Origin of the sequence: Lysinibacillus capsici, assembly GCF_003367505.1 — a bacterium.
In the GTDB taxonomy this organism is placed as follows: domain Bacteria; phylum Bacillota; class Bacilli; order Bacillales_A; family Planococcaceae; genus Lysinibacillus; species Lysinibacillus capsici.
This window is the reverse complement of sequence record NZ_PXXX01000006.1, coordinates 169,685-196,348: the sequence shown is the minus strand read 5'-3', so window position 1 is coordinate 196,348 and position 26,664 is coordinate 169,685. Positions and strand designations below refer to the sequence as shown.

Annotated in this window: 24 protein-coding genes and 1 riboswitch; of the genes, 2 read left to right on the top strand and 22 right to left on the bottom strand. The window is 37.1% G+C overall.

The features are described from left to right. Positions 1-43: 43 nt before the first annotated feature. The gene (locus C7B89_RS03135; RefSeq protein ID WP_115673147.1) at positions 44-2,155 is read left to right on the top strand and encodes an MMPL family transporter; all 2,112 of its coding nucleotides are present in this window, start codon (positions 44-46) and stop codon (positions 2,153-2,155) included. A gap of 45 nt (positions 2,156-2,200) precedes the next feature. Here C7B89_RS03135 and C7B89_RS03130 read toward each other — a convergent pair whose 3' ends face one another. From C7B89_RS03130 to C7B89_RS03035, 20 genes are all read right to left on the bottom strand, one after another. Then, the gene (locus tag C7B89_RS03130; RefSeq protein WP_054549621.1) at positions 2,201-2,809 is read right to left on the bottom strand and encodes an alpha/beta hydrolase; all 609 of its coding nucleotides are present in this window, start codon (positions 2,807-2,809) and stop codon (positions 2,201-2,203) included. A gap of 17 nt (positions 2,810-2,826) precedes the next feature. Further along, on the bottom strand, positions 2,827-3,018 hold the full coding sequence (locus C7B89_RS03125; protein ID WP_004231917.1) for a hypothetical protein: 192 nt from the start codon (positions 3,016-3,018) through the stop codon (positions 2,827-2,829). 22 nt (positions 3,019-3,040) lie between these two features. Then, the gene (locus C7B89_RS03120; RefSeq protein WP_004231915.1) at positions 3,041-3,505 is read right to left on the bottom strand and encodes a hypothetical protein; all 465 of its coding nucleotides are present in this window, start codon (positions 3,503-3,505) and stop codon (positions 3,041-3,043) included. Positions 3,506-3,639: 134 nt separating this feature from the next. After that, on the bottom strand, positions 3,640-4,263 hold the full coding sequence (locus tag C7B89_RS03115; RefSeq protein ID WP_054549622.1) for an NUDIX hydrolase: 624 nt from the start codon (positions 4,261-4,263) through the stop codon (positions 3,640-3,642). 11 nt (positions 4,264-4,274) lie between these two features. Next, complete coding sequence (locus tag C7B89_RS03110) at positions 4,275-5,366, bottom strand: AI-2E family transporter (protein ID WP_048394176.1); 1,092 nt, start codon at positions 5,364-5,366, stop codon at positions 4,275-4,277. Positions 5,367-5,531: 165 nt separating this feature from the next. Further along, complete coding sequence (locus C7B89_RS03105; protein WP_054549623.1) at positions 5,532-7,229, bottom strand: M3 family oligoendopeptidase; 1,698 nt, start codon at positions 7,227-7,229, stop codon at positions 5,532-5,534. A 141-nt stretch (positions 7,230-7,370) separates the two neighbouring features. Next, positions 7,371-7,946: a YdcF family protein gene (locus C7B89_RS03100; protein WP_054549624.1), complete on the bottom strand. Its 576-nt coding sequence runs from the start codon at positions 7,944-7,946 to the stop codon at positions 7,371-7,373. 77 nt (positions 7,947-8,023) lie between these two features. Next, positions 8,024-9,766 carry a methyl-accepting chemotaxis protein gene (locus tag C7B89_RS03095; RefSeq protein ID WP_054549625.1) on the bottom strand — a complete coding sequence of 581 codons (1,743 nt, stop codon included), beginning with the start codon at positions 9,764-9,766 and terminating at the stop codon, positions 8,024-8,026. A gap of 217 nt (positions 9,767-9,983) precedes the next feature. Then, entirely contained in the window at positions 9,984-11,732 is a 1,749-nt protein-coding gene (locus tag C7B89_RS03090; protein WP_054549626.1) for a methyl-accepting chemotaxis protein, read from the bottom strand. A gap of 82 nt (positions 11,733-11,814) precedes the next feature. Next, complete coding sequence (locus C7B89_RS03085; protein ID WP_103118911.1) at positions 11,815-13,110, bottom strand: arsenic transporter; 1,296 nt, start codon at positions 13,108-13,110, stop codon at positions 11,815-11,817. A gap of 64 nt (positions 13,111-13,174) precedes the next feature. Then, the gene (locus C7B89_RS03080; RefSeq protein ID WP_004231899.1) at positions 13,175-13,894 is read right to left on the bottom strand and encodes a YebC/PmpR family DNA-binding transcriptional regulator; all 720 of its coding nucleotides are present in this window, start codon (positions 13,892-13,894) and stop codon (positions 13,175-13,177) included. Between the two features lie 201 nt (positions 13,895-14,095). Next, positions 14,096-14,557, bottom strand: a complete 462-nt coding sequence (locus tag C7B89_RS03075) for a low molecular weight protein-tyrosine-phosphatase (RefSeq protein ID WP_066037998.1) — start codon at positions 14,555-14,557, stop codon at positions 14,096-14,098. 60 nt (positions 14,558-14,617) lie between these two features. After that, the gene (locus C7B89_RS03070) at positions 14,618-15,220 is read right to left on the bottom strand and encodes a lysophospholipid acyltransferase family protein (protein ID WP_048394163.1); all 603 of its coding nucleotides are present in this window, start codon (positions 15,218-15,220) and stop codon (positions 14,618-14,620) included. Positions 15,221-15,299: 79 nt separating this feature from the next. Continuing rightward, positions 15,300-16,133 (bottom strand): putative RNA methyltransferase, encoded by an 834-nt coding sequence (locus C7B89_RS03065; RefSeq protein ID WP_115673146.1) that lies wholly within the window; start codon positions 16,131-16,133, stop codon positions 15,300-15,302. Between the two features lie 2 nt (positions 16,134-16,135). After that, positions 16,136-17,503 (bottom strand): MATE family efflux transporter, encoded by a 1,368-nt coding sequence (locus C7B89_RS03060; protein WP_103118914.1) that lies wholly within the window; start codon positions 17,501-17,503, stop codon positions 16,136-16,138. 134 nt (positions 17,504-17,637) lie between these two features. Continuing rightward, a complete protein-coding gene (locus tag C7B89_RS03055; protein ID WP_048394158.1) occupies positions 17,638-18,405 on the bottom strand; it encodes a tyrosine-protein phosphatase in 768 nt (255 codons plus the stop codon). Between the two features lie 145 nt (positions 18,406-18,550). Beyond that, positions 18,551-19,501 carry an ABC transporter substrate-binding protein gene (locus C7B89_RS03050; protein ID WP_103118915.1) on the bottom strand — a complete coding sequence of 317 codons (951 nt, stop codon included), beginning with the start codon at positions 19,499-19,501 and terminating at the stop codon, positions 18,551-18,553. Continuing rightward, positions 19,485-20,042 carry a hypothetical protein gene (locus C7B89_RS03045; RefSeq protein WP_004231886.1) on the bottom strand — a complete coding sequence of 186 codons (558 nt, stop codon included), beginning with the start codon at positions 20,040-20,042 and terminating at the stop codon, positions 19,485-19,487. The genes C7B89_RS03050 and C7B89_RS03045 overlap by 17 nt, the downstream gene beginning before the upstream one ends. 158 nt (positions 20,043-20,200) lie before the next feature. Next, positions 20,201-20,398: riboswitch (cobalamin riboswitch) on the bottom strand. A 124-nt stretch (positions 20,399-20,522) separates the two neighbouring features. Beyond that, positions 20,523-21,068: a glutathione peroxidase gene (locus tag C7B89_RS03040; RefSeq protein WP_103118917.1), complete on the bottom strand. Its 546-nt coding sequence runs from the start codon at positions 21,066-21,068 to the stop codon at positions 20,523-20,525. A gap of 80 nt (positions 21,069-21,148) precedes the next feature. Next, the gene (locus C7B89_RS03035; protein WP_054549633.1) at positions 21,149-21,703 is read right to left on the bottom strand and encodes a hypothetical protein; all 555 of its coding nucleotides are present in this window, start codon (positions 21,701-21,703) and stop codon (positions 21,149-21,151) included. Positions 21,704-21,793: 90 nt separating this feature from the next. Between C7B89_RS03035 and ytvI the strand changes: the two genes are divergently transcribed. After that, positions 21,794-22,852, top strand: coding sequence for a sporulation integral membrane protein YtvI (ytvI, locus tag C7B89_RS03030; protein ID WP_048394150.1), 1,059 nt, complete (start codon positions 21,794-21,796; stop codon positions 22,850-22,852). Positions 22,853-23,014: 162 nt separating this feature from the next. Here the strand turns inward: ytvI and C7B89_RS03025 are convergent, their stop codons facing one another. Together C7B89_RS03025 and C7B89_RS03020 are read right to left on the bottom strand one after the other, a co-directional pair. Next, positions 23,015-24,169 carry a C40 family peptidase gene (locus tag C7B89_RS03025; RefSeq protein ID WP_004231877.1) on the bottom strand — a complete coding sequence of 385 codons (1,155 nt, stop codon included), beginning with the start codon at positions 24,167-24,169 and terminating at the stop codon, positions 23,015-23,017. A 321-nt stretch (positions 24,170-24,490) separates the two neighbouring features. Beyond that, the gene (locus tag C7B89_RS03020; protein ID WP_103118918.1) at positions 24,491-26,479 is read right to left on the bottom strand and encodes an ABC1 kinase family protein; all 1,989 of its coding nucleotides are present in this window, start codon (positions 26,477-26,479) and stop codon (positions 24,491-24,493) included. Between the last annotated feature and the right edge of the window lie 185 nt (positions 26,480-26,664).

Sequence of the window (26,664 nt, the reverse complement as noted above, 5' to 3'; positions counted from 1 at the left end):
CACATCCTTTACACTAATTGAAAAGGGGGATGTATAATCAACTATGAAAACTTTTTCAGCTTTTATTACAGCACATGCGAAAGCAATCGTAGTCATATGGCTTATTATTTTTCTAGCAATGGCGTACTTTGCTTTACAGCTTCCAGGCAAACTTCAAGGTGATGGTTTCTTTGTCGAAGCAGATCATACCTATGTTACCAACGAGCTAGCAGAAAAATTTGATTTACCATCTAATACGATTTTTGTTGTCTTTGATCCAGCTGAAGATCAGAAAATTGAAGACACTTTAAAAAAATTAGATAACATAAAAGAGATTCATTCTATTCAATCACCTTTAGAAGACTCCTCTTTACGGAAAGATGGTATTGCCTATGCTATGGTTCACATAAAGAACGATGTAGAAAACCTTCCTGACATTGTTGAGGAATTCCGTTCATTAATTGAAAAAGACGGAATTAGTATCACTGGAGGGCCTGTTATTTCTGCTGACATAAATACTGCTAGTCAAAAGGATTTGGCATCAGCTGAGGCCATTGGATTGCCAATTGCCATCGTGGTTCTCTTATTAGCGTTCGGTACAGTTGTTGCTTCTATTTTGCCAATCGTCATTGGTGTTGTGACAGTGGTTACCGCCTTTGGTATGATGACACTGCTCAGTGCTAATGTAAATCTATCTATTTTCGTCTTAAATATTGTTCCAATGCTTGGGCTGGCTTTAAGTATTGATTTTGCGTTGCTGTTTATTAATCGTTACAGAGAAGAACGCACACATACTTCTATTGCTCAAGCCATTCAAACTGCTATTCAGACAGCAGGTCGTTCTATCATTTTCTCCGCAGTCTGTGTCATGATTGGCTTAGGTGCGATGATTGTCATTGATGTAGAAATTTTTCATAATATCGCCCTAGGAGGCACTATAGTCGTCCTGTTAGCCGTTCTTTCTGGCTTAACATTACTTCCTGCCACTATGATGCTATTAGGAGATAGACTTAATAAATGGCGCTTAATACGCGTTAAACCAGGTGGGGCAAATCGTTGGCGTGGCTTTGCAGGTTTTGTCATGAAACATCCAGTAGCTATAGTGATTTCAGCATTATTATTACTAGGCATCGGCATGATCCCTTTAAAGGATATCCAATTAACCATTCCACAGGTGGACTCCTTACCTACGAAATATGATGCTCGTGCAGCATACGATAAATTAGATGAAACGTTTGGACTAGGTGAATCTTCTACATTATATTTGTTGGCTGAACGAAAAGATGGCTGGGAGGATACTGAGGGTAGAGAGCTAATTTATACTATTCAAGAAAAGCTATTAAAGGACCCATTAGTGACTAATGTTTCAACTATTTATACAGCTGCTAACATTCAAACACCAGAGGAGCTTTCTGCTTCTTTAGCTATTCCACAGGTTGCTGAACAATTAAAACCTGTTATTAATTCATTTTCAAAGGATACACAGCTATTTGTTCCAATTACAATTGATGCAGCAGGTTCTTCCTCTAAAGCTCAAAAATTTGCCCGAACATGGATGGACAAAGACCTGGGCGTGGATTTTGCACTTGGTGGACCAGCTAAATTCAACCAAGAAATCTTTGATGAAATTGCTAATAAAATTGTTTTAGCTATAGCAATTATTATCGTTTCTACATTCTTTATTTTAATGTTGGCATTCCGTTCTATCTTAATTCCGTTAAAGGCAATAATCATGAACATTATTGGGCTTTCATCTGCATTCGGGATACTCGTTTATATTTTCCAATATGGTCATTTTGGTATTGAAGCAAGCTCCATCGTGCTAATCATTCCAGTTATTGTTTTTTGTCTTGTATTTGGCTTAAGTATGGACTACGAAGTCTTTTTAATTTCTCGTATCCAAGAGGAATATTTAAAGGGCTCCGATAATACGCGTGCAACAATTGATGGCTTAACATCCACTAGCCGAATAATTACATCTGCAGCGCTTATCATGATTGTTATTACAGGTGCATTTGCCTTCACAGATGTAATGCCTGTAAAGCAAATTGGTGTGGGTATCGCTATTGCTGTTGCCATTGATGCAACAATTATTCGTCTTATGCTTGTGCCTAGTCTTATGAAGCTGTTTGGTGATTGGAACTGGTGGCTTCCTTTCTCAAAGAAAAGTAAATAACATAAAGAAAATCCGCCTCCCTTATAAAAGAGGTGGATTTTTCAATTAAGCGTAGATGCTTTTATACCATTCTTTTGCAGCTTGTACTTCCGGCATTGTTAGTTGATGACCAAAATTAAACCATTTCGTCGTTACTGTTGCGCCTGCAGAACTTAAAAGGGTTTCTAAATCCTCAGATTCCTGTGCTGTACACATCGGATCATTCGTACCCGCACCGATAAACACAGGTGTTGGAGAAAGTTGCGGTAATTCAATACCACGTCTTGGTACCATTGGGTGATGCAAAATAGCTCCTGCTAACGCATCATCGTAGTGGAATAATAAGCTTGCTGCAATATTAGCACCATTCGAATATCCTATTGCTACAATTCGTTGGCGATCAAAGCCATATTGCTGTGCTGACGTCTTTAAAAATTCATGAAGCTCCTTTGTACGAAAGATTAAATCCTCAATATCAAAGACACCTTCGGCTAATCGGCGGAAAAATCGTGGCATTCCATGCTCAAGTACATTTCCGCGAACACTTAAAATATTGGCTGTTTCATCTATTTCTTTTGCCAGCCCAATAAGACTTTCCTCATTACCACCTGTACCATGTAGCAATAATAATGTCGGCTTCGTTTCGTCTGTACCTTTATAAAAAATATGTTGCACTGACAGTCACCTCTCAATTATCTTGAATTCGAGATAATTGTAGCCTGTGGCAAAATTAAATTCAAGCTCTTTGACTTATTAATTTCACGATTTTCACGATTTGGCTGTTCTTCGTGATTTTTATAAAAATTAGTAATGGTATAAACTGAAAATAAACATGCCGCAATCACAACAACAATAACAATTCCCACTAATTTTTTTCCGTTCATCTATCATGATCCCCCGTATTTCTTATTTCTTTGTACGAAAGCCTTCTTCTAGTAAATATTCCTTTGCTGCCTCATACGTACCAAATGCCTCTTCCAGATTGTCTCCATGATACACGTTCCACGAACGTTGCTCAAAAGCTAGCTGTAACTGACTACCATCGCGACTATGCCAAATCTCTACAATTGGCTCCTGCTCTTCTACTTCTTCAGATAAATATTGGATTGCGTCTTCAATAATTTCACGAAGTTGTTGTTCATCGTAATCGCGGATATTTACTAATCCTTTATCATTAGCCTCATTCTCATAGCGTAATAAATCTCCTACAAAGACAAAGCCATTGCCGTTTGGATGTAATTTCTCAACTACAATCGTCTTTTCGTAAAGACTGTCCATGTAATGATAATTTAGGCGCTTTAAAGAAATTTCTTTTTTTGTTAGCTCAGAAAACGATTCAATAATCGCTTGTTTTTGTTCAAATGTTAGCATATAAAAAATGCTCCTTTTCTTTACAATCTATCTAACAGTATAACTCATTTTTTCCTATTATATCGTGTCGTTTGTAAATCATTTTTGCGCAAGAAAATAGGACAAGCTAATATTATAGCTTATCCTATTTAAACTTATGAGGTTTGATTAAATATTTTTTCACGTGTGAATTTTATCACCTGTGCAACATACAATTCCCGATAAGGAACAAATTGTGCAGTACCTACTGGTCTGACAATTCTCACACGTTGACCATCAGGGAAATATTCATACCCTTCAATATTAAGTGTCGTCGTTTCTCCCAAGAAGAAAGCCTCCGCCTCAATTAGCCTCGCTCTAACTACACCCGATACTTCTTCATACTGCAAAGCAAAGGAATCCCAATCATGCTTGAAAGGATATATGTAGACATGGCAAAATTCATTGTCGATCATATTTTCAGAAACGATACTACAAGATGTCATGCCCATTTTGACAACTTCATGGACATCAATATTAAGTCCCAATTCTTCTTTTACTTCTCGAATGCCTGACTCTACTGTCTCAATCGCTAAAAGATGTCCTGCTGCTGTAATATCGAGTAACCCTGGATAATCCTTTTTCTGTGAACTACGTACTTGAAAATAAATATAGTCTTCATTTACAAGCCAGCAATGAAAAGTCTCATGCCAAAGCCCCTTTTCATGCACTTCCGCTCTCGTAGCTGTCCCAATTTGCTCATGCTGTTCATTAAATACCTTTACAATTTCTTGTTCCATTGTTTCGACTCCTATACTGACTTCGTCGCTTTTTTCTTAATTGCATTACGTTGATCATAAATATTGGATACGATAACCTTTAAGACTGCATAAAATGGTACAGCGATAATAATACCAATAAAACCTGCTATATTACCTGCCGCTAAAATAATTGTAATAACGGTAAGGGGGTGGATATCAAGTGATTTCCCCATGACATTAGGTGTAATAAAGTTGCTGTCTATTTGCTGAGCAACCAGCGTCACAACCGAAACCCACACCACTAAAATTGGATCTTGAATAACTGCCACAATCAGGGCTGGCGCAAAGGCAATCCAAGGCCCGATAAATGGAATCATATTCATAAAGAATGCAAAAATCACTAGTAATAACGAATAGTCTAATCCGATAATTAAATAGCCTACATACATTATTAGTGCTAATAAAAAACTAATTTGCAGTTGGCCCTGAATGTAGGTACGTAATACATCATCAATTTCACTTAACGTTTTCTTTACCCATTGCTGACGTTCACCACTGAAATATTTATAGATGGATGGAGCAAACTTCTCATGATCCTTCAGCATAAAAATAAAGAAGAACGGAATTAAAATGGCTAATAACGACACAGATACAATGGATTGTAAAAAGGACACAAAACCTTTACTCGCCACTACTGCAATATCTTGAACCGAATTCGCCATTTTTTCGATAACATCATTTAATTGCTCAGGGAAGTTATCCTTATTTTGCGTTACATAGTCTGTTAATTGCTGGATGCTCGTACTAATACTCGTACTAATCATAGGGGCATTTTTCACTAATTTATTGACCTGCTCGGCAATCGGGTTACCAATAATCCAGCCAAAAATACCTACCATTGCTATTAGTCCGAACACAATCGTCAATATACTTCCCCATCGAGGAAATCTACGTTTTTCTAAAAATCTCTGAATTGGTTCCGTCACATAATAGAGAACACCACCAAGTAGTAAAGGCACAAAAATGGCTTTTAATATGATGACAAGCGGTGAAAAAATCCAATGAATTTCTATAAAATATTTAATGATTAATAGTGTAAGTAGTATCCCTACCCCTACTTGAAACCAAACTTTCCTTGTCACTTTCTTTCACTTCCTTTAATAGCAGTTACTGAAAATACTACTGATATATTAACCATTTCGCAAGTATCCTAGTATTTTTTTACAGAACTCCTCTGACAAACTAAAAAATTCGCTCACTTCCCCAATAATAGTTATCGTGGAAGTGAAACGAATTTAAGTCATCAATTATAGAGAAGAATCATCTATGGAATTTAAGAATGTCTCAATTTCTCCAATAACCGATTCAACACAGCCATCCTCAAATGGCGAGATTAAACCTGCCTCTTTTACAAGCTTTGTAAAGGACATAGAGCCACCTAAACCACAAAGATGAATATAGTCTTTCCAAGCCGCTTCAAATTCTTCACGTGAACGTTTCCAGAATTGGAAGGCACAAATTTGCGCTAACGTGTAATCAATGTAGTAGAACGGACTTGCATAGATGTGAGCTTGACGTTGCCAAATGCCCCCAGCCTCTAGGTAGCTGTTATGATCATAGTCACGGTGTGGTAAATACGTTTCCTCAATTTTTTTCCATGCAGCTTTACGTTCAGCAGGAGTCATTGTTGGATTTTCATAAATAACATGCTGGAACTCATCTACTGCCACACCATATGGTAAGAATAAAAGACCACTACTTAAATGTGTAAATTTATATTTCTCTGTATCACCTTCAAAGAACAGCTCCATCCAAGGCCAAGTAAAGAATTCCATACTCATCGAGTGAATTTCACAAGATTCGTAGGTAGGCCATAAATACTCAGGAATGCCAATGTTACGACTTGAATAAACTTGGAAAGCATGTCCAGCTTCATGTGTTAATACATCGATGTCACCTGAAGTACCGTTAAAATTTGAGAAAATGAATGGGGAATGATAGTTTTCAATAAACGTACAATAACCGCCACTTTCTTTCCCTTTCTTCGCTACAAGATCCATTAAGTCATGGTCAATCATGAAATTAAAGAACTCTCCTGTTTCAGGTGAAAGTTCCTCATACATTTTTTTACCGTTTGCTACAATCCACTCAGGATTCCCTTTTGGTGTAGCATTACCTGATAAGAAGTTAAGTGCTTCATCATAAAATTTGAAATCTTCAATGCCAATTCGCTTTGCCTGACGCTCGTAAAGCTTCGTTGCAACAGGCACAATTAAATCACGTACCTGATCACGGAATTTTTTAACCATATCAGCATTGTAATCAATCCGATTCATACGAATATAGCCTAGGTCAACATAGTTGTTATAGCCGAGTTTAATCGCAATTTCATGGCGTACCTTGACAAGTTCATCATATAAACGATCGAATTCATCTTCATGCTGTGCAAAGAAGCCAAAGCGAGCATCCGTTGCTGCCTTACGTGTTTCTCGATCCGTTGACTCTGCAAACGGACCAAGTTGAGCGAGTGTTAATGTTTCCCCATTAAAGTCAATTTGTGCAGATGCAACAAGCTTATTGTACTCAGAAACAAGTCTGTTTTCTTTTTGCATCAAATCAATAACTTCTGGTGAGAAGCCTTTAATTTGATAAGTTGCTAGATCAAATAATTGTTGTCCCCATTTTTCTTCTAATTGCTCACGAAATGGTGAATCAATTAGAGCTTTATAGTATTCCGTCGTTACTTCTTCTAGCTCAGGACCTACTTCATCGAAATAATCACGTTCTGCTTGATAAAATTCATCGTTCGTATCGATTGAAGCACGAATATATACTAAATTAGCCATTGTCGCAAAGTCATTACTAATTGCATTGTGCTTTTCAATGATATTACTTTGCTCGTCCATCGATTGTGCTTGTTTAAATTGCTCAATGAGTGCTAACTGCTGCTCTTTCATTGATGCCACATTTGGACGGCTGTATTGATATTCTTTAAACGTTGTCATTAAAGTCCCCTCTTTCTGTCCTATACCCCGTAATATTTCTATTATATGCCAAATAGAATCTATTAAGAAACAATTATCTCTTTTCTGTTCCATGATTTTTTTGAGAAAGAAGCGGTTCCTAAATATAATGGCGTTGTTGTTTTAATAGCCCACAATATATGTTTTTAATAACGCAGCTCTTTCTCTTATTCTTAATTTTGCCTCTACTGATTTGGGTGTTCTTGCCGATAGAACATCTACTTCAAAATCTAACGATTCAGCAAGATATTTTGCACGTTTCAAATGAAAGTCATTTGAAACGATGGTAATTTTCTTTGTTTCTTGTGGTAATAATTCTTTAGAGAATACTAAATTTTCATAAGTAGATGTAGATTGATCTTCTATGATAATTCTCGCGGCATCGATGCCATGCTGTTCCAAATAGTCTTGCATTACAGATGCCTCTGTACGATCTTCATCAGGTCCTTGTCCACCTGACACAATGACCTTAACATGTGGGTATTTTGTTAAGTATGGAACAGCCACCTCTAATCTACTTTTTAATGAAAGCGATGGTACACCACCTGGCCTTACTTTTGCTCCCAATATAATCATATAATCAGCTGAACCATTGGCATTCGGTTCCATACCCTGATCAATTTCTTTTCCCAGCCAAATATAAAGAACGATTCCAATACTGATTAAAATAACACCAATTGTCATCAGCCACCTTCTCACAAATCATTCCTCCTTTACCTTTTATTAACGATGATAAAAAGAAAAGGATGCTTGTTAAGCAAGCACCCTGAAAGATATTATCTCAATATAAATCGTTTAATAGACTCCTGTAAGGCAGATATTTCATCAGTTAAATCATTGGAAGATTCGCTAACGAGTTGTATTGCGCGTTGTTGCTCATCTACAGATGCTGTTACCTCTTCAGACGCAGCAGCATTCTTTTCACTAATCATCGCAATGCTTTCAATCGATTGCATAATCGTATTCTTAGAGCTATTTAAATATTCTACGCTATCTGTTGTATCGCCTATAATGGCTATGATTTTTTCAACAGCTAATTTAATTTCTTTAAAGGATGATTCTGTTACCATGACAGAATCATTTTGTTGACTTACAATGATATGGGTTTTCTGCATTTCTCCATTGACTAAGTTTGTTTCACTTTCAATGCCTTTTAGCGTCGTGCGTACTAGCTCAGTTGCTACAGAGGTTTGATCAGCAAGTTTACGTACCTCTTCCGCGACAACTGCGAATCCTTTACCATGTTCACCCGCTCTTGCTGCTTCAATAGAGGCATTAAGTGCAAGTAAATTCGTTTGATCTGAAATCTCCGTAATCGTCCCCACGATGCCTTCAATTTCACGTACCTTGACAATTAGACTACCAAATACAGACTGAATATTCTGAACGAGAGTTGAAGACTCCCGCGACTTATCCTTTAAGCTTTCTAAATTGACTAGGCCTTCTTCATTTGATTTTTTCATATGCTGTGAGGCATCTAACATTAATTCATTTTTATCATGCAATCCTTCTATTTGCTGCGCAAACTCGATAGCCGTTCGGTTTGTATCCTCTGCATCAGATGCTTGCTTGACTGCACCCTTGGATACTTCATTGATTGCTTTGACGATTTCATCACCATAGGCATTTGTCTCTTCAGCTACTGCGGTTAAATTTGCTGAAGTTGATTGTATTTCTACAATCGCTTCCTCCACATCTGAAATAAGTGTTTTAAGTTGTTGTACCATTTCATTAAAGCCATCATTTAACTGTCCTATTTCATCCGAGCGCTGTAAATGCTCAATTTCAACCGTTAAATTCCCTTTTGCTACTTCACGTACACGTTTAGATAATTTTTGAACTGGTAATGCCAGATGTCTTGATACAAGAATGACAACGATTGTCCCAATAATTATGGCACCTACTAATGTCAAACCAATTACTAGCAATAAAGAATTCGCCTCTGCATTAAAATCCTGCATATATGTACCTGATGCAATAATCCATCCCCAATGTGGATCTTTCTCAGAATAAATAATTTTATCCGCTAAGACATCCTGACCTGGTAGTTCAAATTCATATTGTGTAAAACCACCACCATCAAGTGCCTTTTCAGTTACTTCTCGAATAAAGTAATTGCCACTGCTATCTTGATCATTCCAAAGATTATCTCCTTCTCGTGTTGGATGTGTTGTTAATGTTCCCTTATCATCCAACACATAGATATAGCCATATTCCCCTAAATCACCCGGATAATTAATAGGCCGTTTTCCTTCGCTATCTTTCGGACCAAGAAATGCTTCTCTTACTCGTTCCTGTGCAACCTCTAAGGGTATGTCACCCTTTTCAACACTCTCGTTTGCGAGCTCGATTAATTGCAAAGCAGATTCAACACTATTGTAAAGTACCTGTTCTCCTATATCCTCCATCCCATTCTTAGCCTTACCATAACTAACTATACCAATTATTAAACTTGGAATAATTAGTAGTGCCAATGAAATAATAATCAATTTCCCCTGTATTGAACGTAAAAACTTCATACTTTAGCCCCCCCTATTTTCTTCGTTCAACAATATATTACTTTATATTATGTTATGGTTTGAAAGTTTTCACAATGGGTAAAGCACAAATTATTTTCTTATTTCCCTTAATATGGTTTGTTTTATGCTAATCTCCAGTTAAATTTTTAAATGCCAAAAATAAAAAGAACTATTTCTCCACAAGACATAAGCTTATAGAGAAATAGTTCTAAACTAATCATAATTTAAATGTATTAATCGTTTCTATAACCTCTTTCGATGTTTGATCTAATATTGTTACAACTTCATTTAATTCAGAAACCATCGTTACTTGTAAATCTGAGGCAGTTGCTACTTCCTTTGTTCCTAGGACACTATGCTTCGCAATAGCATTCATCTGTTCGGTAGTAGCTAATACTTCCTCAGAGCCTGCTGACATTTCTTCAATGACAGCAGAGTCATCTTGAATTTTATTATTCACCTCAAGGACAGATTGCAATATTTTCTCTAGACTTTCACCTATGTGTTGCACTGCTTTATTGCCTGCCTGTACATCTATGGTACTACTAGCCATCTCTTGTAACGCTCGATCAGTAATTTTCTTAAAGCTTTCTAAATGCATGTGTATTTCGTCAGCAGATGCTTTAGACATCTCTGCAAGTTTACGAACTTCATCTGCCACGACCGCAAATCCTTTACCAGCTTCTCCTGCTCTAGCTGCTTCTATTGCCGCGTTTAAAGCTAGTAGGTTGGTTTGATCCGCAATACTCGTAATGATGGTCACCATCTCTTCAATTGATCGGAACTTATCACCCATTTCCTCGACATGATTAGCCGTACGTAAAACAGAAGATTCTACGTTTTGAATTTGAGATACAACTTCTTGAGAATGACTAACACTTGTTTCCACAAGTCCCGTCATTGCTGATGATGACTCTGCAATTTCTGAAGTTGTATCAGCCAGTCGTTGAATACCAATCGACATCTCATTCATAGTTAATACAACCTCTTGATTATTTTGCTGCTGTTGCTCACTACCAGCAGCAATTTCAATAATTCGATCTGCAATTTGAGCGTTTGATTCTTCCACATGCTGAGAAGTCTCATCAATTTTTTGAACAACATTTTGTAAAGCAAATGTGCGTTGTTGAATCGTATGGAAAGTTTCTTTTAATTTTTGTAGTGATTCTCTGAAGGATTGTGCAAATATTGTAATTTCATTTGCTCCTTTTAGCTGGATTTTCTCCACTGCTATCGTTGCCTTAGCAATATCACCTTGAGCAAAACTTTGTGCTGCATCACCTAAATGTGCAAGAGGTTTTAACGCTCCATTAATATAACGATATAGGATGAACATAACAATACCTGTTAAAGCTAATATGACAATAATTAATGCAGGTAAAATAGCCGTTAATACGGCATTCGCAACATTGCTTACCTCTGTTGCTTCTATATCGACCCCAACAAAGGCAACAGTATTCCCTGCCTCATCCTTTAATGGAACAGTACCAGATAAATAATCTCCAAAATCACTATGTAAAATAGCGGAATAATAACTTCCTGTATTCTTTACCTTTTCAATATCCTTGTAGTATGTGGTGGAGGACTCATCTCCTATAGCTCCAGCATTTTCTTGATCATCTGCTGGCATACCGTCCACTAAAAAACGTACCTTTTTATCTTCCTGTGGTACTGCGAAAGTATAGGCATAGAGAACACCATTTATTTCACGTAATTCGTTGAGCTCTTCTCGAAGTCGCCAATATAACTCAGATTCTTTTGGTTCCTTTGAGAGTTGTTCATATTCAGCAGCATTTAGATGTTTTGCAATATTCTCAGCAACTGCAACTGCCTGTGTTCCCATGGTTTTATTAACAGATGATTTTGCTGTGTAGATAGTTGTTATAACGAAAAAAGATAACAAAGCCACTAACATTACCAATGACATTAACACTATTTTATTGCTTAATTTGCCTGTCGCTCGCATACTTTCCTCCTTTAATATACTGATATACTAATATCTTAATAGTTCCTATTGTACTATTTTTTCAACTATTTCGACAATAAATCTATGATATTAAGCATATCCAAATAATTAATGCAATTAAAGTGACGAACAGTGTCGGGATGGTAAGAATAACACCGATTTTAAAATATTGTCCCCAGCTAATTTTAATGCCTTTCTGGGCTAATATATGAAGCCATAGCAATGTTGCCAGTGAACCAATCGGTGTCATTTTTGGACCTAAATTCGTACCAATTATATTTGCATAAATCAGTCCCTCTTTCATCATGCCCGATGCGCTGGTTTCTGAAATCGCCAAAGCATCTATCATAACAGTAGGTAAATTGTTCATGACAGCAGACAAAATGGCAGCGACAAATCCCATTGTCATCGTTGCTACTACGAAGCCCTGTTGTATAGCAAGTTCAAATAAATTTGCTAACATTCCTGTCATCCCTACATTTTTTAACCCATAGACAACCACATACATGCCAATTGAGAAGAACACAATACTCCATGGCGCTCCTTTTACAACTCTTTTTGTATCTACCACAGAGCTACGCTGTGCTAGCCATAAGAATATTGCAGCGACCCCACATAAAATAAAAGATACAGGGATGTGTAAAACCTCACCAGCTACGAAGCCCACTAATAGAATCCCAATTACATACCAAGCGATCGAAAATAATTTGGGATCTCGGATTGCCTGACTTGGTTGCTCAACGGCCTCAAGAGAATAATGTTGTGGTATGGAACGGCGAAAAACAATGTAAAGTACTACTATACTTGCCACTAACGAAAAGAAATTCGGTACAAGCATATGAACTGCATAATCTATAAAGCCTATATCGAAAAAGTCAGCGGATACGATATTCGTTAAATTGCTAATAACGAACGGTAACGAGGTTGTATCTGCTATAAATCCACTTGCAATAATAAATGGAAAGATCATTTTTTCACTCAAGTTCAGTTTTCTCACCATCGCTAAAACGATCGGCGTTAGAATTAAAGCACCCCCATCGTTCGCAAACAAAGCCGATACAACAGCTCCAAGGCAACTAATATAAACAAATAAGCGAATTCCACTTCCCTTTGCAAGTCGTGCCATATGTAGAGCAGCCCATTCGAAAAAGCCAATTTCATCTAAGATGAGTGAAATTAAAATAATACCAATAAATGATAGCGTTGCATTCCAAACAATCCCCGTTACCTCTAACACATCCTGCCAGGTTACTACACCTATTAATAGCGCAATAGCTGCTCCTATACAGGCTGACCAGCCAATTGATAGTTTTCGTGGTTGCACTATGACAAAAAATAATGTGACTAAAAATAAAATAATGGCTAAAGCAGTCTGCATCGTTTTCCTCCCTAATTAAAAACCAGTAGCTTAAATGCTACTGGTTTACTCATTTTGTTAATATTTATTCGCCTAAATCTGCATTGTGGAAAACATTTTGTACATCTTCTAAATCTTCTAATGCATCAATTAGTTTTTCAAACTTCGCTACATCGTCGCCAGTTAAAGTCACTTCTGTTTGAGGCAACATAGAAAGCTCTGCTACTGTAAATTCTTCTACGCCCGCAGCCTTTAATGCTTCTTGTGTCGCAAAGAATTGGTCTGGCTCTGCATAAATAATTACCGCTTCTTCCTCTTCTAGAATATCGCGAGCATCAATATCAGCTTCCATTAAAATCTCTAGTACTTCATCAGCGGTTTTACCTTCTAAGCCAATAACTGCTGTTGAATCGAACATATAAGCTACAGATCCACTGACACCCATATTGCCGTTATTTTTACCAAATGCTGCACGTACATCTGATGCTGTACGATTTACATTGTTTGTTAAAGCATCCACGATAATCATTGTGCCGGCTGGTCCAAAGCCTTCATAACGTAATTCATCAAAGCTTTCATCACCGCCACCTTTTGCTTTATCAATGGCTTTTTCTATAATATGTTTTGGAACACTGTATGTTTTTGCGCGTTCAAGCACTACTTTAAGTGCACGGTTTGACTCTGGATCTGGTTCGCCTGATTTAGCTGCCACATAAATTTCTCGCCCAAATTTTGCATTAATACGGCTTGTGCTTTGATCTTTAGACGCTTTCTTTTCTTTAATATTGTTCCACTTACGACCCATTGTTTCCACTCTCTTTCAAAAGATAAATTTATAAAAATAATAGATACACAGTTGTATATCTGTAAATGGTAATTAAATACTTATCGTATCTTTACTCTGCAAATAATAACACAATGATGCTTACAAAGCTAGATATACCAATGTTTAAGGTAGCATTTTTCTAAAAAAATGGCTGTTAAAATTTACGATTTTAGCGCCATCTTACAACAGCTCTTGTTTAATTTTTGCTAGCAATGCCCGACAGCCTTCTTGCACCAATTCATAGGTTTCCTGAAAATCACCTGTATAATAAGGATCCGGGACATCCTTACGATGCGCTGTTAAATCTAAAAAACGAAAAATCTTTGGCGAGTTTGGATTGCCTAGTATTGTGCGGATATTACGAATATTGCTTTCATCCATTCCAATAATATAAGCAAACTTTTCAAAATCAGACTTTTGTAATTGTCGACCTTGCATATCTATTGTAGAAATACCATATTCCCTAAGCTTATCCTGTGTACCTCTATGTGGAGGTTCGCCAATATGCCATGAGCTAGTAGCAGCGGAATCCACTTCAATTTTATCTTCTAAATGCTCTTTCTTCACCATGTCGCGCATGACCGCCTCAGCCATGGGTGAGCGACAGATATTACCTAAACATACGAAAAGTACTCGAATCATTTTATTTTCCTCCTACAACAAAGCACTCAAAATCAATTTGATTCTGAGTGCCGTTTGCTTTTATTTTACGGGAATACGTTTCTGTAGTTCTTCTGTTAGAGCAACTAATTCATGCTCAAGGTGTTGAGTAAACTGCTCACGACCTTCTTTACCCTTGCCTGTTACATAAAAAGGCTCACCATAAATTAAATAGCCTTTGCCTCGCTTCATTACATCACCCACATTACGTGCACCAACATAAGCAGCTGGAACAATTTGCGCCTTTGCCAACTGTGCAATGGTAATAGCCCCTTGTTTTAAATCTGTTCCTTCTGCACTACGTGTCCCAGAGGGGAAAATCCCTACAATTTTACCTTCCTTCAATAACTGCGAAGGAATTTTAATCACGCTTGGTCCAGGATTATCACGGTCTACCGGAAAAGCATTTAAATGCTTAACAAGCCAGCCAAGCCCTTTCATTTCAAATAATTGCTTCTTCGCCATAAAGTGAATTTCACGAGGGTACATGGCTACACCAAGGTTTAAAATATCCACATAGCCAGTATGTGTACAAGCTATAATAAACCCACCCTCTTTCGGCAAGTTTTCTTCTCCGTATACACGAGCCTTTGAACCCATTAATTTTAATATTACTTTGACAACATTTGCTGCTAGTTTATACACTGTTACATTCCTACCTTATTCAATAGTTATTCCCATTGTAATCGAAAAGACCAGTATACTGCAATTGCAGGTGACCAACTTAAACCTTCCCTACTAATAGATCCACATCAATCGTGATTTGATTTAGTTCAACGGCTGTTTGTTCTGCTTTATGCCACCCCATTGGTGTCATCTCTAATAGCGCGGGTACTAGCCCTTCTGAAAGCGGTAAAGTATACGTTACGCGTTCTACGTTTACCTCACGAAAACTATCTTGAAAACGAGCTACAATTTGTTCATTAGAGTAAGTTTCCTTGTTTGAATCTGCATATAATTGAGCACGCAGTTCCCGCAAATAACCACTTTGCGGTACAACCTTCACAAGACAGCCATTCGGTGTAAGAAGTCGTTTAAACTCCTCATAATTTGCTGGCGATAATATATTTAAAATGGCATCGAAACTCGCTTGAGCAAATGGACTTTTAGCTAAATCCCCTACACACCAAATTTGTTGAGGATAATGACGTGCTGCAGCCAAAATGCCCTCCTTCGCTATGTCAATTCCAACGCCAATACCATGATCTCTATCATTCATAATGCGAGCTAAATGTGAGCCCTCTCCACAACCAGTATCGAGCACCGTTTTTGCAGAGCTTATAAGCTCACCGATTCGGGCTTCTACAGCATCATAAATCCCACTATCAATAACAGCCTTGCGGGATTCAAAAAGGCTCTTACTATATTTAGAAGCGGCGTTATGTGTCAGCATATTGACATAGCCTTGTTTCGCAATATCAAAGGAATGGTTAGAAGTACAAACCAATCTCCCCTGCTCATAGACATGCATTGATTGCTGACAGATTGGACAAGCAAAAAGGGTGATATGTTGATCCATTAATGCCGCCCCGATAGCACGTTTCGATAATGCGCCCATTTCTATGCCTCCTTTTTGTCGTTCGGTGATACAAGAGCATAACGCTCCCATTTACGACTTTTCCATCTAAAGTATACGATAATTGCCCGCACCCATTCATCTGCTGAAATGGCTAGCCAAATTCCGACCAAGCCCCAATCCAATACAAAGACAAATAAATAGCCAAGCGGCAGGCTCATGCAAACCATTGATAGAAAACCAATTTTCACAGGGAATCTAGCATCCCCAGAAGCGCGTAAAGAGTTAATGACAACGATATTCATTGTGCGACCAGTCTCTAGCAAAATACTTAATGCTAACACGGATGCCCCAATCTTAATGACTTCTGGATTATCAGTAAATACCTGCATAAGTGGCTTACGGAATAGCGTAACGACTGCGACCATAATAATCGTAAAAGCAAATGCTGCACGAACACTTTTCCATAGCTGATGATACGCCTCATCTTTTTCTCCTGCACCTACATGACGACCAATAATAATGGCTGTTCCTGTACCAATGGCAATTGCAAATAAATACGTAAACATCGAAATATTCATAGCATATTGTCGTGCTGCTAGTGTTTCTGCTCCTAAGTAAGTCGCATAATATAAAAAGATGATTTGGCAAAATTGATAAAGTACCTGTTCAAACGCAGATGGTAAACCAATGTTTAATATTTTTCTCACATATTCCTTTGAATACTCAAAAAAATATTGTAACTTTACGCGCACTTCCATTACCTGATACAGCAACCAGAAAAATACTAGGACGGCTAATCCGCGACTAATGACAGAGGAAATAGCCGCTCCTTTCACACCAAGCTCTGGTAAACCTAAATTCCCAAAAATAAGACCGTAGTTTAGCACAACATGTAAGACGTTCATGCCAAGCGAAACGTACATAGTTTGTTTTGTCCAACCATGTACACGAATAATTGCAGCGAGTGCATTAATAATAGCCTGTAGGAAAATAAAACTCCCAATGATGGCTAAGTAACTTTGTGCATAGTGGAGTACTTCTCCCTGCAAGTTCATCATTGTCATTAAATGTCTCGCAAAGAAGAAAAATAAAATACTCATTAAAAGCCCAACGACCAAATTCATCGTGACCGCTAACGCCGAGATCTTGGCCGCTTCAAAAAAGCGTTTGGAGCCTAAATACTGAGAAACAACAATAGATGCACCATTGCCCACTACCTCCAGAATCAAGATGGCAATATGGATATATTGATTGGCTGCACCTACTCCTGATACAGCATTATCTGATAAAGCACTGAGCATAAAAGTATCGGCTAGTCCCATCAACATAAATAGAAAAACTTCTAAGAAGATTGGCCATGTTAAATGGAATAGACTTAACTTATTTGTCTCTTTAATTGTGTCTGCCAATACTTTCACTTCTCCTATTTTTTCTTAAAAATCTATTGTATCTTATCACAAATATTCAGACTGTAAAGAGATTTATAGGAAGACAGTGCTTCCACATAAAAAATCCCTTTCACATCGTGTGAAAGGGCTCATTTTTAAATTAAGCAATAAGATTGTAATTGCTCTCGTTTTTCAATTGTTAGGCCAAATTCCTGCTCTAAAAACCCAGTCTTAGAACCATAGCGACGATCCATCGCATCCAATGCTGCTTGTAAATAGTCTTCACGGGCGGACATTAATGCATAAAATTGCTGTAGTTCTTGCTCATTATACTGATGCTGAATAGCCTGAGCCATTCGTTCTACCATTGGACGTAAATGTATATTAGTATCTAAATAATCCTCCATGATAGTCTCCACGGGTACATCTAAAGCTAGTAAAATAAGTGCTCCTCCAATACCCGTTCGGTCCTTACCAACTGCGCAATGATGTACAAGACCTAGATTATTAGGATTTTGAATCGTTTGCATTAACTCTTTAAATGAAAGATTGTTAAAAGGCATTTGTGCATAAAAATCCCGAAACATCTCAGGGCTTACCACTTTATAGAAATCTCTACCACCAGCATTGGTTGGCATTTCAAAAGCATGATTACCCTTCGCTGGGATTTGTATATATTGAGCATGCGAGAACACTGGGTTAGGATTATGATACGCCTCATTGTTATCGCGATAATCAAAAATGGTCTTAATCCCTAACGTTTCAAATAGCTCTTTATCCGACAGTGTCATTTTTCCAAGGGCAGCTGAGCGGTAAAATAAACCGTTCTTTACCCTACGCCCATCTTTTGTTTTATATCCACCCATGTCTCGGAAATTATAGACTGCTTCAAATGGAATTACCTTTGTCTCTAATTGCTCCAATCACTACACCTCCTAAGATTATCAAGCATACTTACTTTTATTTTAAAGAACAAACTACATTAATTCCAATTTTCACGCTAGGTAATAATTTAAACCACATAAAAAATGCTAGCTGAATGGCTGACAGCTAGCATGGAAACATTTCTTATTTAAATAACTCTGGGTACACAGCCTTCGCTACTAATTCTACAGCTTCACCAATACGCGGACCAGGTCGATTAGAGATATCTGTATCAATGGACAATACCGCTTTGTTTTGAATAGCTTTCACAGTATTCCAACCATCTCGTCCAAGAATTTCTCCTATTGGATCTTCTGTATAGTTTACTGTTGTTAAAATAACATCTGGATTTTTCGCAATAACATCTTCCTCATTCACTTTTGCCCAGCTATTCAAGTCAGAAAAAACATTATTAACATTAGCTGCATCTAATATTTCTTGCTGGAAAGTGCTAGAGCCTGCTGTATATATATCTGGCTTAGGGCTAACCTCTAAATAAACATTTTTCGGCGTTTTTACATCCTTCACCTTCGTTTGTACTTCAGCAATTTTCGCTTTAATCTCTTCGTTTAATTTATTTCCTTTATCAGGAACATCCATCACAGCAGCAATTTGTTCGATATCTCCATAAACATCGTCGAAAGTAGTCGCAGATTGAATAACAAACACTTTAATTCCTGCGTCCTCAAGCGGCTTTAGGGCATCCTTATCACCGATTGTATAAGCAATGACAACATCTGGCTTTAACGCTATAATTCTTTCACTGTTAAAGTTCGTAGTATCAGAGACACGTTCAATTTTTTGTGCTTCCTCTGGGTAAGTATCGTACTCAGTTGCTCCTACAATTTTATCGCCAACACCTAAAGCAAACAAAATTTCAGTATTACTTGGTTGTAAAGATACAACTGTTTTTGGTACTTCTTTAAACTCTATTTCCACTCCACGGTCATCTGTCACTTTATAGCTTGTTTTCTCTGCTTGTTGTGTATCTTGCGAAGCATCTTTATTTTTTGTATCTTCAGCAGTGCCACAGCCTGCTAATACCAGTGCAAGTAAGAGCACTGATAGCCATTGGAAATTAAATACTTTTTTCATTGTTATTCTCCTTTTTCTTTTTCATTGGGTAGGATTTACTAATAAACGGTATTTCCGCTATTCCAGCTTGCTGATTCATAAAAACAGCCATGACAAAACATACATTAGCTAATAAACCAAGGTAATCGAAAAGAATAGCTGGAACCTCTCGTTCTTCTGATACTTTGTGTAAAGTACGATATGATTTTTTTGCCTCACTGCGACAAAGATGTAAGGCTGCAGCAGCCTCTGTTCCTTGAGGTAAAACAAAACTTTGAATCTCTTCCTTCACATGGCGAACGTAAAAATCATAACGTTCACTTAACCAAGATAAATCCTCTTCAGTTACTGCTAATTTCCCACGTACTGAGCCATTCACATGATAAGCCATAGGTAACATAAGCAATAAATCCTCAGCAACAACTTGAACATCCTCTTTTTTTACCGCAGCTAATGCAACTCCTAGATGTGTTGTCAGGCTATCTGTTCGAATTTCAAAATCGACCGTTGAAGCTTTCTCACGCATAAATGGATAACAAGAATAACGGGCATCTTTTTTCACTTGCTTCCCCCCTATTTTCTATAATGAAAAATTCTTATTTGAAAGGCATAAAAAAGTCGCTCCTTTTTGCAAAGGAACGACAAAAATAACATAATGAGCCATCAAACTGGACAAAGCCTATGTATTTGCCGTATATCCTCCTAGCTTCCGAGAAGTTTTTATACGTTCAAATAAAGGTCGGTCTCCTGGCTTGTACAGTTCGTCACATGAAACGAATGTGTTATAAAGGACCTTCCCATCTTCTTTGAGACAGTGGTAAATCTTTATAATGGCTGCACTTACAGTTGCGGAAACAGCTCCGGTTTTTCACCGGATTCCCGATTATGCTAATTAGCACCTTTATTCTGCAAGAATATTTCATTTGTAAAGCAGTTTATCATATATGCTTCAGAAAAAATAGCTGTACACAGTTTTAAAATATAGCATTATTTCTACTTGAAGAGAAAACCCTAACAAATTTTTACATTATTAAGAAATTTACTATAATAGTGTTTCAATTGCTTTTTCAATATCGAGCTGTGAATCTGTTGGTTCAAAGCGTGCGACGGTCTTACCATTAGCATCTACTAGAAATTTTGTAAAGTTCCAGCGAATATTACGACCATCTAAAAAGCTTGGGGCAAGTTGAACAATTGCTTCTGCCAACATTTTCTCCTGCATACTTGCCTTCCCAAACTCTCGGTAATCCACTTCATGCTTTAAATAATTAAAGAGTGGATGGGTAGCCTCTCCATTTACCTGTACAAGCTCAAAAATCGGGAATGTGACCCCATAGTTTACCTTGCATAGATGCTTAGTTTCCTCCCCATCTTCAGGATTTTGATGGCCAAATTGATCACAAGGGAATCCAAGAACTACAAAATTCTCTTTTCCATATCTATCATACATTTTCTGTAAGTCTTCAAATTGATATGTAAATCGGCATTGGTTTGCCGTGTTAACAATTAACATTGTTTTTCCACGATATGTTTCCATCGATAAAATTTCGCCATTAGGCTTCCGAACTAGATAATTATAAATGCTCATGCATAATCCCCTTTTTTCATTCATTATAGTTGACTATTCTATCGTTCATCAAAGAATTTGCACAAAAAAACACCACCTCGCTACTTTGAACGGATGGCTGACTTATACTTCTTTTTATATTTAGCATCTTGTTCTTCATTAATTAAACGATGGGCAATATCTAATAATTTCGAGTCATTTGTTTGATCATATAACTTTTTAAATGACATTATAATATCCTGACGAATAAGAGATGGCTGTTTTTCATCTATACATGTTTGAAATCTTTTAGCTAGATACGATACAACCAAATCTCTTTGTACTGGACCCGCCTGTCCAATTTTCCAAATTGCTTGTAATGCATGCCTTGCCGTAGCAGATTGTTCATCGTAAGTCACAGCCCAAATCTTTAAAAAATCCTCCAAGACCCTTTCTTCTGGATCACTTTTTGCAGCTAAAGCGCATAAAATTTGTGCAGCACGTGCACGAGAATAACCATTATTGTATGTAAGAGCTTTTATTAGCTGTTCCCAAACTGCATATGTCCAATCTACGGGTTCTTGCATAATTTTTATTAATTCCTCGTAAGATTCATATTGAATATCGCGATCATGCTCTGTTAGATTACTAAAAAGTTGCAAAATCTCTTTTTCCATAATTCATCCCTACCTTTATTGTTTCAGAACGTAATAAAATTTGATTTATGGTACACTTAACTTAATTTTTTTCGCAAAGAAGGTGAGTTTATGAATAAATTTAATGCTAGGAAATTGATTTTTCGGTTGATTGTGATAATATCACTACTTCTAGCTGCCTATTTTGTTATCCCAGTGTCCATGCCTTTAATACTTGCTGGGATTAGTGCATTTTTCTTAGAACCAATTGTCATGTTCTTTAAACGGAAATGGAAAATGTCACGGAAAATAGCAGTTGCTTTTATTTACATAGTGAGTGTTATTGTTATATCTATTATTTGTTATCTTTCTATTACACAAATAATGACACAAATAATTTTACTATCTAAGCAAGCTCCCTATTATATTTCCAAGCTATCAGATATGTGGCTTCATATGCAAGAAAATATTTCTAAATACACAGAAGACTTTCCACCTGAAGTAAGTGCTTCGCTTCAAAAAACCACTATGGATTTCATAAAGAAAGTCGAAGAATCCTTTTTAAGCTTCTTTAATTATAGCAAAGTTTCTGCCTTCTTTTCAGAGATACCCAGCCTATTTATCAGTCTTCTCGTTTATATGATTGCGCTATTCCTATTTATGCTTGATTTGCCTAAGTTAAAGCAAATCACTTATAAATATTTAAAGCCCAATACAGCAAAGAAGATAAAAATTATTTTAAATCGCTTAAAAGATGCAACATTTGGCTATATGAAGGCTCACTTATTTGTAAGCTTTATTATTGGAGGCGTCACACTCATTGGACTGCTATTAATCCAACCGAAATATGCAGTAACAATGACGATTATTATCTGGTTAATAGATATTGTACCATTCCTAGGCTCTATCATTATTCTAGCGCCATGGGGACTTTACCACCTGTTGATGGGAAACACCTCTATAGCTGTAAAATTATTCATCTTAGCTGCTATTTTACTTATTATTCGTCGAGTAGTCGAGCCTAAATTAATGGGAGACCATATCGGTTTATCCACTTTACCAACATTAATTTCCATGTTCATAGGTCTACAGTTATTTGGTATTATCGGTTTACTTGTCGGCCCATTCGTTATTATTTTCTTTATTGCCTTGAAAGAGACAGGTGTCATCAAAGTAAATTTTAAAATTTAATATCAATTTAATATGCAGGAAAGTCTCTTTTCAAGAATAGAAGTAGTCGTCTTGTTTCTTTTGAAAGAATAGCATTCCAAAAACAAAAAAGGTCATCTTTGTATATTTTTCTCTACAAAGATGACCTTTTTCTTATCTCAACCGTCTATATATTAGTGAGGCCTATTGAATACGTCCAAAGCCTACTAAGTATTGATTCCACCAATCAAGTGATTCAATTACGACACCATTGTTTTGAGCGTCGATCATTGTGTTATTACCTAAATAAATACCTACGTGAGCTACACCTGAACCATAGCTGAAGAACACTAAGTCCCCAACGCGTGCTTCACCTGCTGAAATGCGTTGTGTTGCTAAATATTGTTGTGATGCTGTACGAGGTAAAGAAACACCCGCTTGCTTATATGACCATTGTACAAGACCTGAACAGTCAAAACCTGTCGATGGGTTGCTACCACCCCAAACATAAGGACGTCCTAGGAATTGTTTAGCTGTTGAAATGGCATCTCCTGAAGAAACAGTGCCAGCTCCTGACCCAACAATAATTTTTTGTGGTTCGCCTCCACCATTATTCTGAGTTGCTTGTATAACTGGTGTAGCTGCTTGAAGTGCACGTAAACGAGCTGCCTCTTCTTCAGCTGCTTTACGCTCTGCTTCTAAACGTTCTTCTTCTTGTTTCGTTGCAATTTCAGCTTTTAATGCAAGTGATTTCGCTTCGTTCTCAGCTTTCTTCACTTCCATTTCGCTTTCTTTTTGCTGAAGCTCTTGGAATTGTTTTTGAAGTTCCTTTTGTTTTTCATCTAATGTAGCTTTTTGTTGCTCTAAGCTTGCTTTATCTGCTTCCTGTTGATCCACTAATTCTTGGTCAGCATCCATTAATGTTTTTACCGCTACGACACGATCCATTAAATCTGCAAAGCTTTTTGCCTCAAGCACTACATTTAAATAAACACCTACAGTGTTGTCTTGCGCTTGATATGCAGCCATACGCTCACTTAAAATTTTTGAACGTTGCTCGATACGTTTTTGTGTTTCAACAATACTAGCATCCACTTCTTTAATATCTGCTTGTACTTGTTTAAATACCTTTACTTTTGCGTCGATCTCTTGTTGTAGTTTCGTTAGTTCTTCTTGTAATTTTTTAATTTGTGCATCTATTTCAGCCTTTTTCTCAATCATTTGTTGAGAAGTTTCTTCGGCATGTACTTCTGTTGGTTGAATTGTATTAAATAATAAGCCGCCAGCTAGTGCTAATGCTAGCACCATCGACTTACGCCATTTGTTACGCTTAGCCACGTTACCTTCATTTCCCTTCATCTATCAATTTCGCTCTCGATATTCTATGTAATCACTTGAACGATTTCTATTTTAATTAAATGTTCTTATATTTATTTTAGCCTTTTAAAGTTTAGCATTTTCTACATAACTTTTATACTATTTCATGTCTATTTAATACATTAGTAAAACTCGAAATATTTCTGTAACATTCGCACTTAAACTACATTATTCTACATAATACATTTTTCTTCTACACAGAGAAACTATTAGCTAATTCGACATTAGACCTAACAGATATTTTGTAATGTTTTTGTAATATTTGAGGGTGCCAAAGAAAAAGGTAGGGAAAAAATTCCCTACCTATTGCTTCATCGACCTTAATGCTTGTATAGATAATCTCACTAACAAAATAGCACATAAAAATAAACCTAAATATGCCGCTGTGTTCAAATAGACCGCATAAGAATCGTGGATAAATTGTGAAATAGCTAAAAGAGCGACAGATATAATACCAAAAGTTATACCCACCAGCAGCAAAACAAATTGAGAAAACAAATGTGTAATAAAACGTGAATTATGTTCATCCGAAAAGACATCATGATGTAAAATGATTTTTCCGCTCTCAACTCGCTGAATGAGCTGATCGACTCTTCTAGGCATTTTACGCAAAGTCGGTATTAGCATAGATAATTCTTCTTGCAGCCGCTCCTTAGTTGCCATCGGTTCTTTAAAAGGCTTAAGGAAAGAGGCACGCATATATGTAGCAGAAAAATCCTTTGCCTCAGTAAAGATATCAAAACGTGGATCTATTACCCGTAATGTGCCATCTAACGTCACTAAGGAACGGAGAGCTAATCCCACTGCTGGATAGAATGCAAGTCCAAAATCTCTTACCACTGTAAATAGCGCGTGAATTAATTCTTCAGTAGGTATACGGTCAACATAGGAAATTTTCAGTAAAATTTGGTCGATTGCCTGCTCCATTCTCGCACGTTCTGCATGATCAGCATTTTCCACTAATAATGTTAAACCATCATATAAAACGCTTGAATCATTTAGTTGAATGCCCATCAAAAATAACTTTAAGCCTTCTTGCTGTGTTGCACCTAAACGTCCTACTGCGCCAAAGTCAAGCAAGACTGGTGTTCCATCTGTTTCATCGATATGGATATTTCCCGGATGTGGGTCTGCATGAAAAATACCAGAGAATAGCATCTGCTCAAAAAATGAGTAGAGTACGGTTCTTGCAAATTGCCTACGATCAATCGACAAACGATTAAATTCAGATGCCCCCTCTGCCACACTTTGTCCACGAATATACTCCATCACAATAACATTTTCATTACTGTAAGGCGTAAATATTTTAGGAATTCGAACCTTGTAATCGCTTTTCGCCAGTGCATTCTTCACCTGTAGCGTATTACGTACTTCAATATCTAAATGAATCTCCTCACGTAGCCCCTCTGCAAATCCCCCAGCCAACTCTCGAAAGCCTAATGATTCTGCCCAGGTTGATTTTGTGGATAGCCAATTAGCAAATTCCTCTAAAATTTCAAGGTCATCGCGCATAATTCCCTTTACTTCTGGACGCAATAGCTTGACTACCACCTCTTCATAATTTTTAAGCCTTGCTTTATGCACTTGGCCAATAGAGGCTGCTGCAATGGGTTCCATTTGAAATTGGCTAAATATTTCGTCCATTGATTGCGGAAGAGATCTCTCTAAAATTTGTTTCACTTGCTCCTCTGATAAAGGCCTTACTCGGTGTTGAAGCCTTTCTAATTCATCAATAAAAATAGGTGAAAAAAGCTCTTTTCGTGTGGAAAGTACCTGGCCAAATTTGATGAAAATCCCACCACATTGTTCTAACGTTGCGCGCAAAGCAATTGCAAGTTCTTTTTCATTTTCTCGTTGCCTCGCAAATTTAATCGTTTGTACGACACCGTTTGTAACAGCAATTTTTAATACCTGACGCAGGCGTTTCTGCTGTCGCCAATAGCTACGCAATCGCAATAGTAAAGATTTTTGGCCGTGACGGCGATCTCCATTCGTAATGCCACTAGGGTCAAAAAGCTCAAATACCAAATAAAGCAACATCGAAATTAGTAGCATACTACCGATCCAAATTAGTGTGCTTACCTCAGTTACTGTTTGCATCATCGTTTCTGATAAAAAATCTGTATGGCGTAGATAAGAATACCAGTACACAAAAGAGGTTAATGTCACACTAATAACGACTGACAGCACTCTTCGCACAAAATTAATATTCGAGCCAATTAATCGTCCACTCACAATATAAATCAAACCCGATACTATGAGGATTTGGGTTAAAAATTTCAAAAAGATCAATATGTCACCCCCTGTGCCATTTCCATTTCCTACTACCGTTAGTATAGCAAATTTGTGCATCAACTTTCTTGAACGAGGAACACCACAGAAAATTTATGAATTTGGCACCTTGATAATATACCCTTTAGGGTATATTATTTATTTGTAGTATTCAAACTACATAATTCTCCTATTTTTAGAAACAA

Bases quoted from the DNA above. Each gene is read 5' to 3' on its own strand.
- C7B89_RS03135 (WP_115673147.1), top strand. From the start codon at position 44: ATGAAAACTTTTTCAGCTTTTATTACAGCACATGCGAAAGCAATCGTA.
- C7B89_RS03125 (WP_004231917.1), bottom strand. From the start codon at position 3,018: ATGAACGGAAAAAAATTAGTGGGAATTGTTATTGTTGTTGTGATTGCG.
- C7B89_RS03120 (WP_004231915.1), bottom strand. From the start codon at position 3,505: ATGCTAACATTTGAACAAAAACAAGCGATTATTGAATCGTTTTCTGAG.
- C7B89_RS03115 (WP_054549622.1), bottom strand. From the start codon at position 4,263: ATGGAACAAGAAATTGTAAAGGTATTTAATGAACAGCATGAGCAAATT.
- C7B89_RS03105 (WP_054549623.1), bottom strand. From the start codon at position 7,229: ATGACAACGTTTAAAGAATATCAATACAGCCGTCCAAATGTGGCATCA.
- C7B89_RS03095 (WP_054549625.1), bottom strand. From the start codon at position 9,766: ATGAAGTTTTTACGTTCAATACAGGGGAAATTGATTATTATTTCATTG.
- C7B89_RS03090 (WP_054549626.1), bottom strand. From the start codon at position 11,732: ATGCGAGCGACAGGCAAATTAAGCAATAAAATAGTGTTAATGTCATTG.
- C7B89_RS03085 (WP_103118911.1), bottom strand. From the start codon at position 13,110: ATGCAGACTGCTTTAGCCATTATTTTATTTTTAGTCACATTATTTTTT.
- C7B89_RS03080 (WP_004231899.1), bottom strand. From the start codon at position 13,894: ATGGGTCGTAAGTGGAACAATATTAAAGAAAAGAAAGCGTCTAAAGAT.
- C7B89_RS03075 (WP_066037998.1), bottom strand. From the start codon at position 14,557: ATGATTCGAGTACTTTTCGTATGTTTAGGTAATATCTGTCGCTCACCC.
- C7B89_RS03065 (WP_115673146.1), bottom strand. From the start codon at position 16,133: ATGGGCGCATTATCGAAACGTGCTATCGGGGCGGCATTAATGGATCAA.
- C7B89_RS03050 (WP_103118915.1), bottom strand. From the start codon at position 19,501: ATGAAAAAAGTATTTAATTTCCAATGGCTATCAGTGCTCTTACTTGCA.
- C7B89_RS03040 (WP_103118917.1), bottom strand. From the start codon at position 21,068: ATGAGCATTTATAATTATCTAGTTCGGAAGCCTAATGGCGAAATTTTA.
- C7B89_RS03035 (WP_054549633.1), bottom strand. From the start codon at position 21,703: ATGGAAAAAGAGATTTTGCAACTTTTTAGTAATCTAACAGAGCATGAT.
- ytvI (WP_048394150.1), top strand. From the start codon at position 21,794: ATGAATAAATTTAATGCTAGGAAATTGATTTTTCGGTTGATTGTGATA.
- C7B89_RS03025 (WP_004231877.1), bottom strand. From the start codon at position 24,169: ATGAAGGGAAATGAAGGTAACGTGGCTAAGCGTAACAAATGGCGTAAG.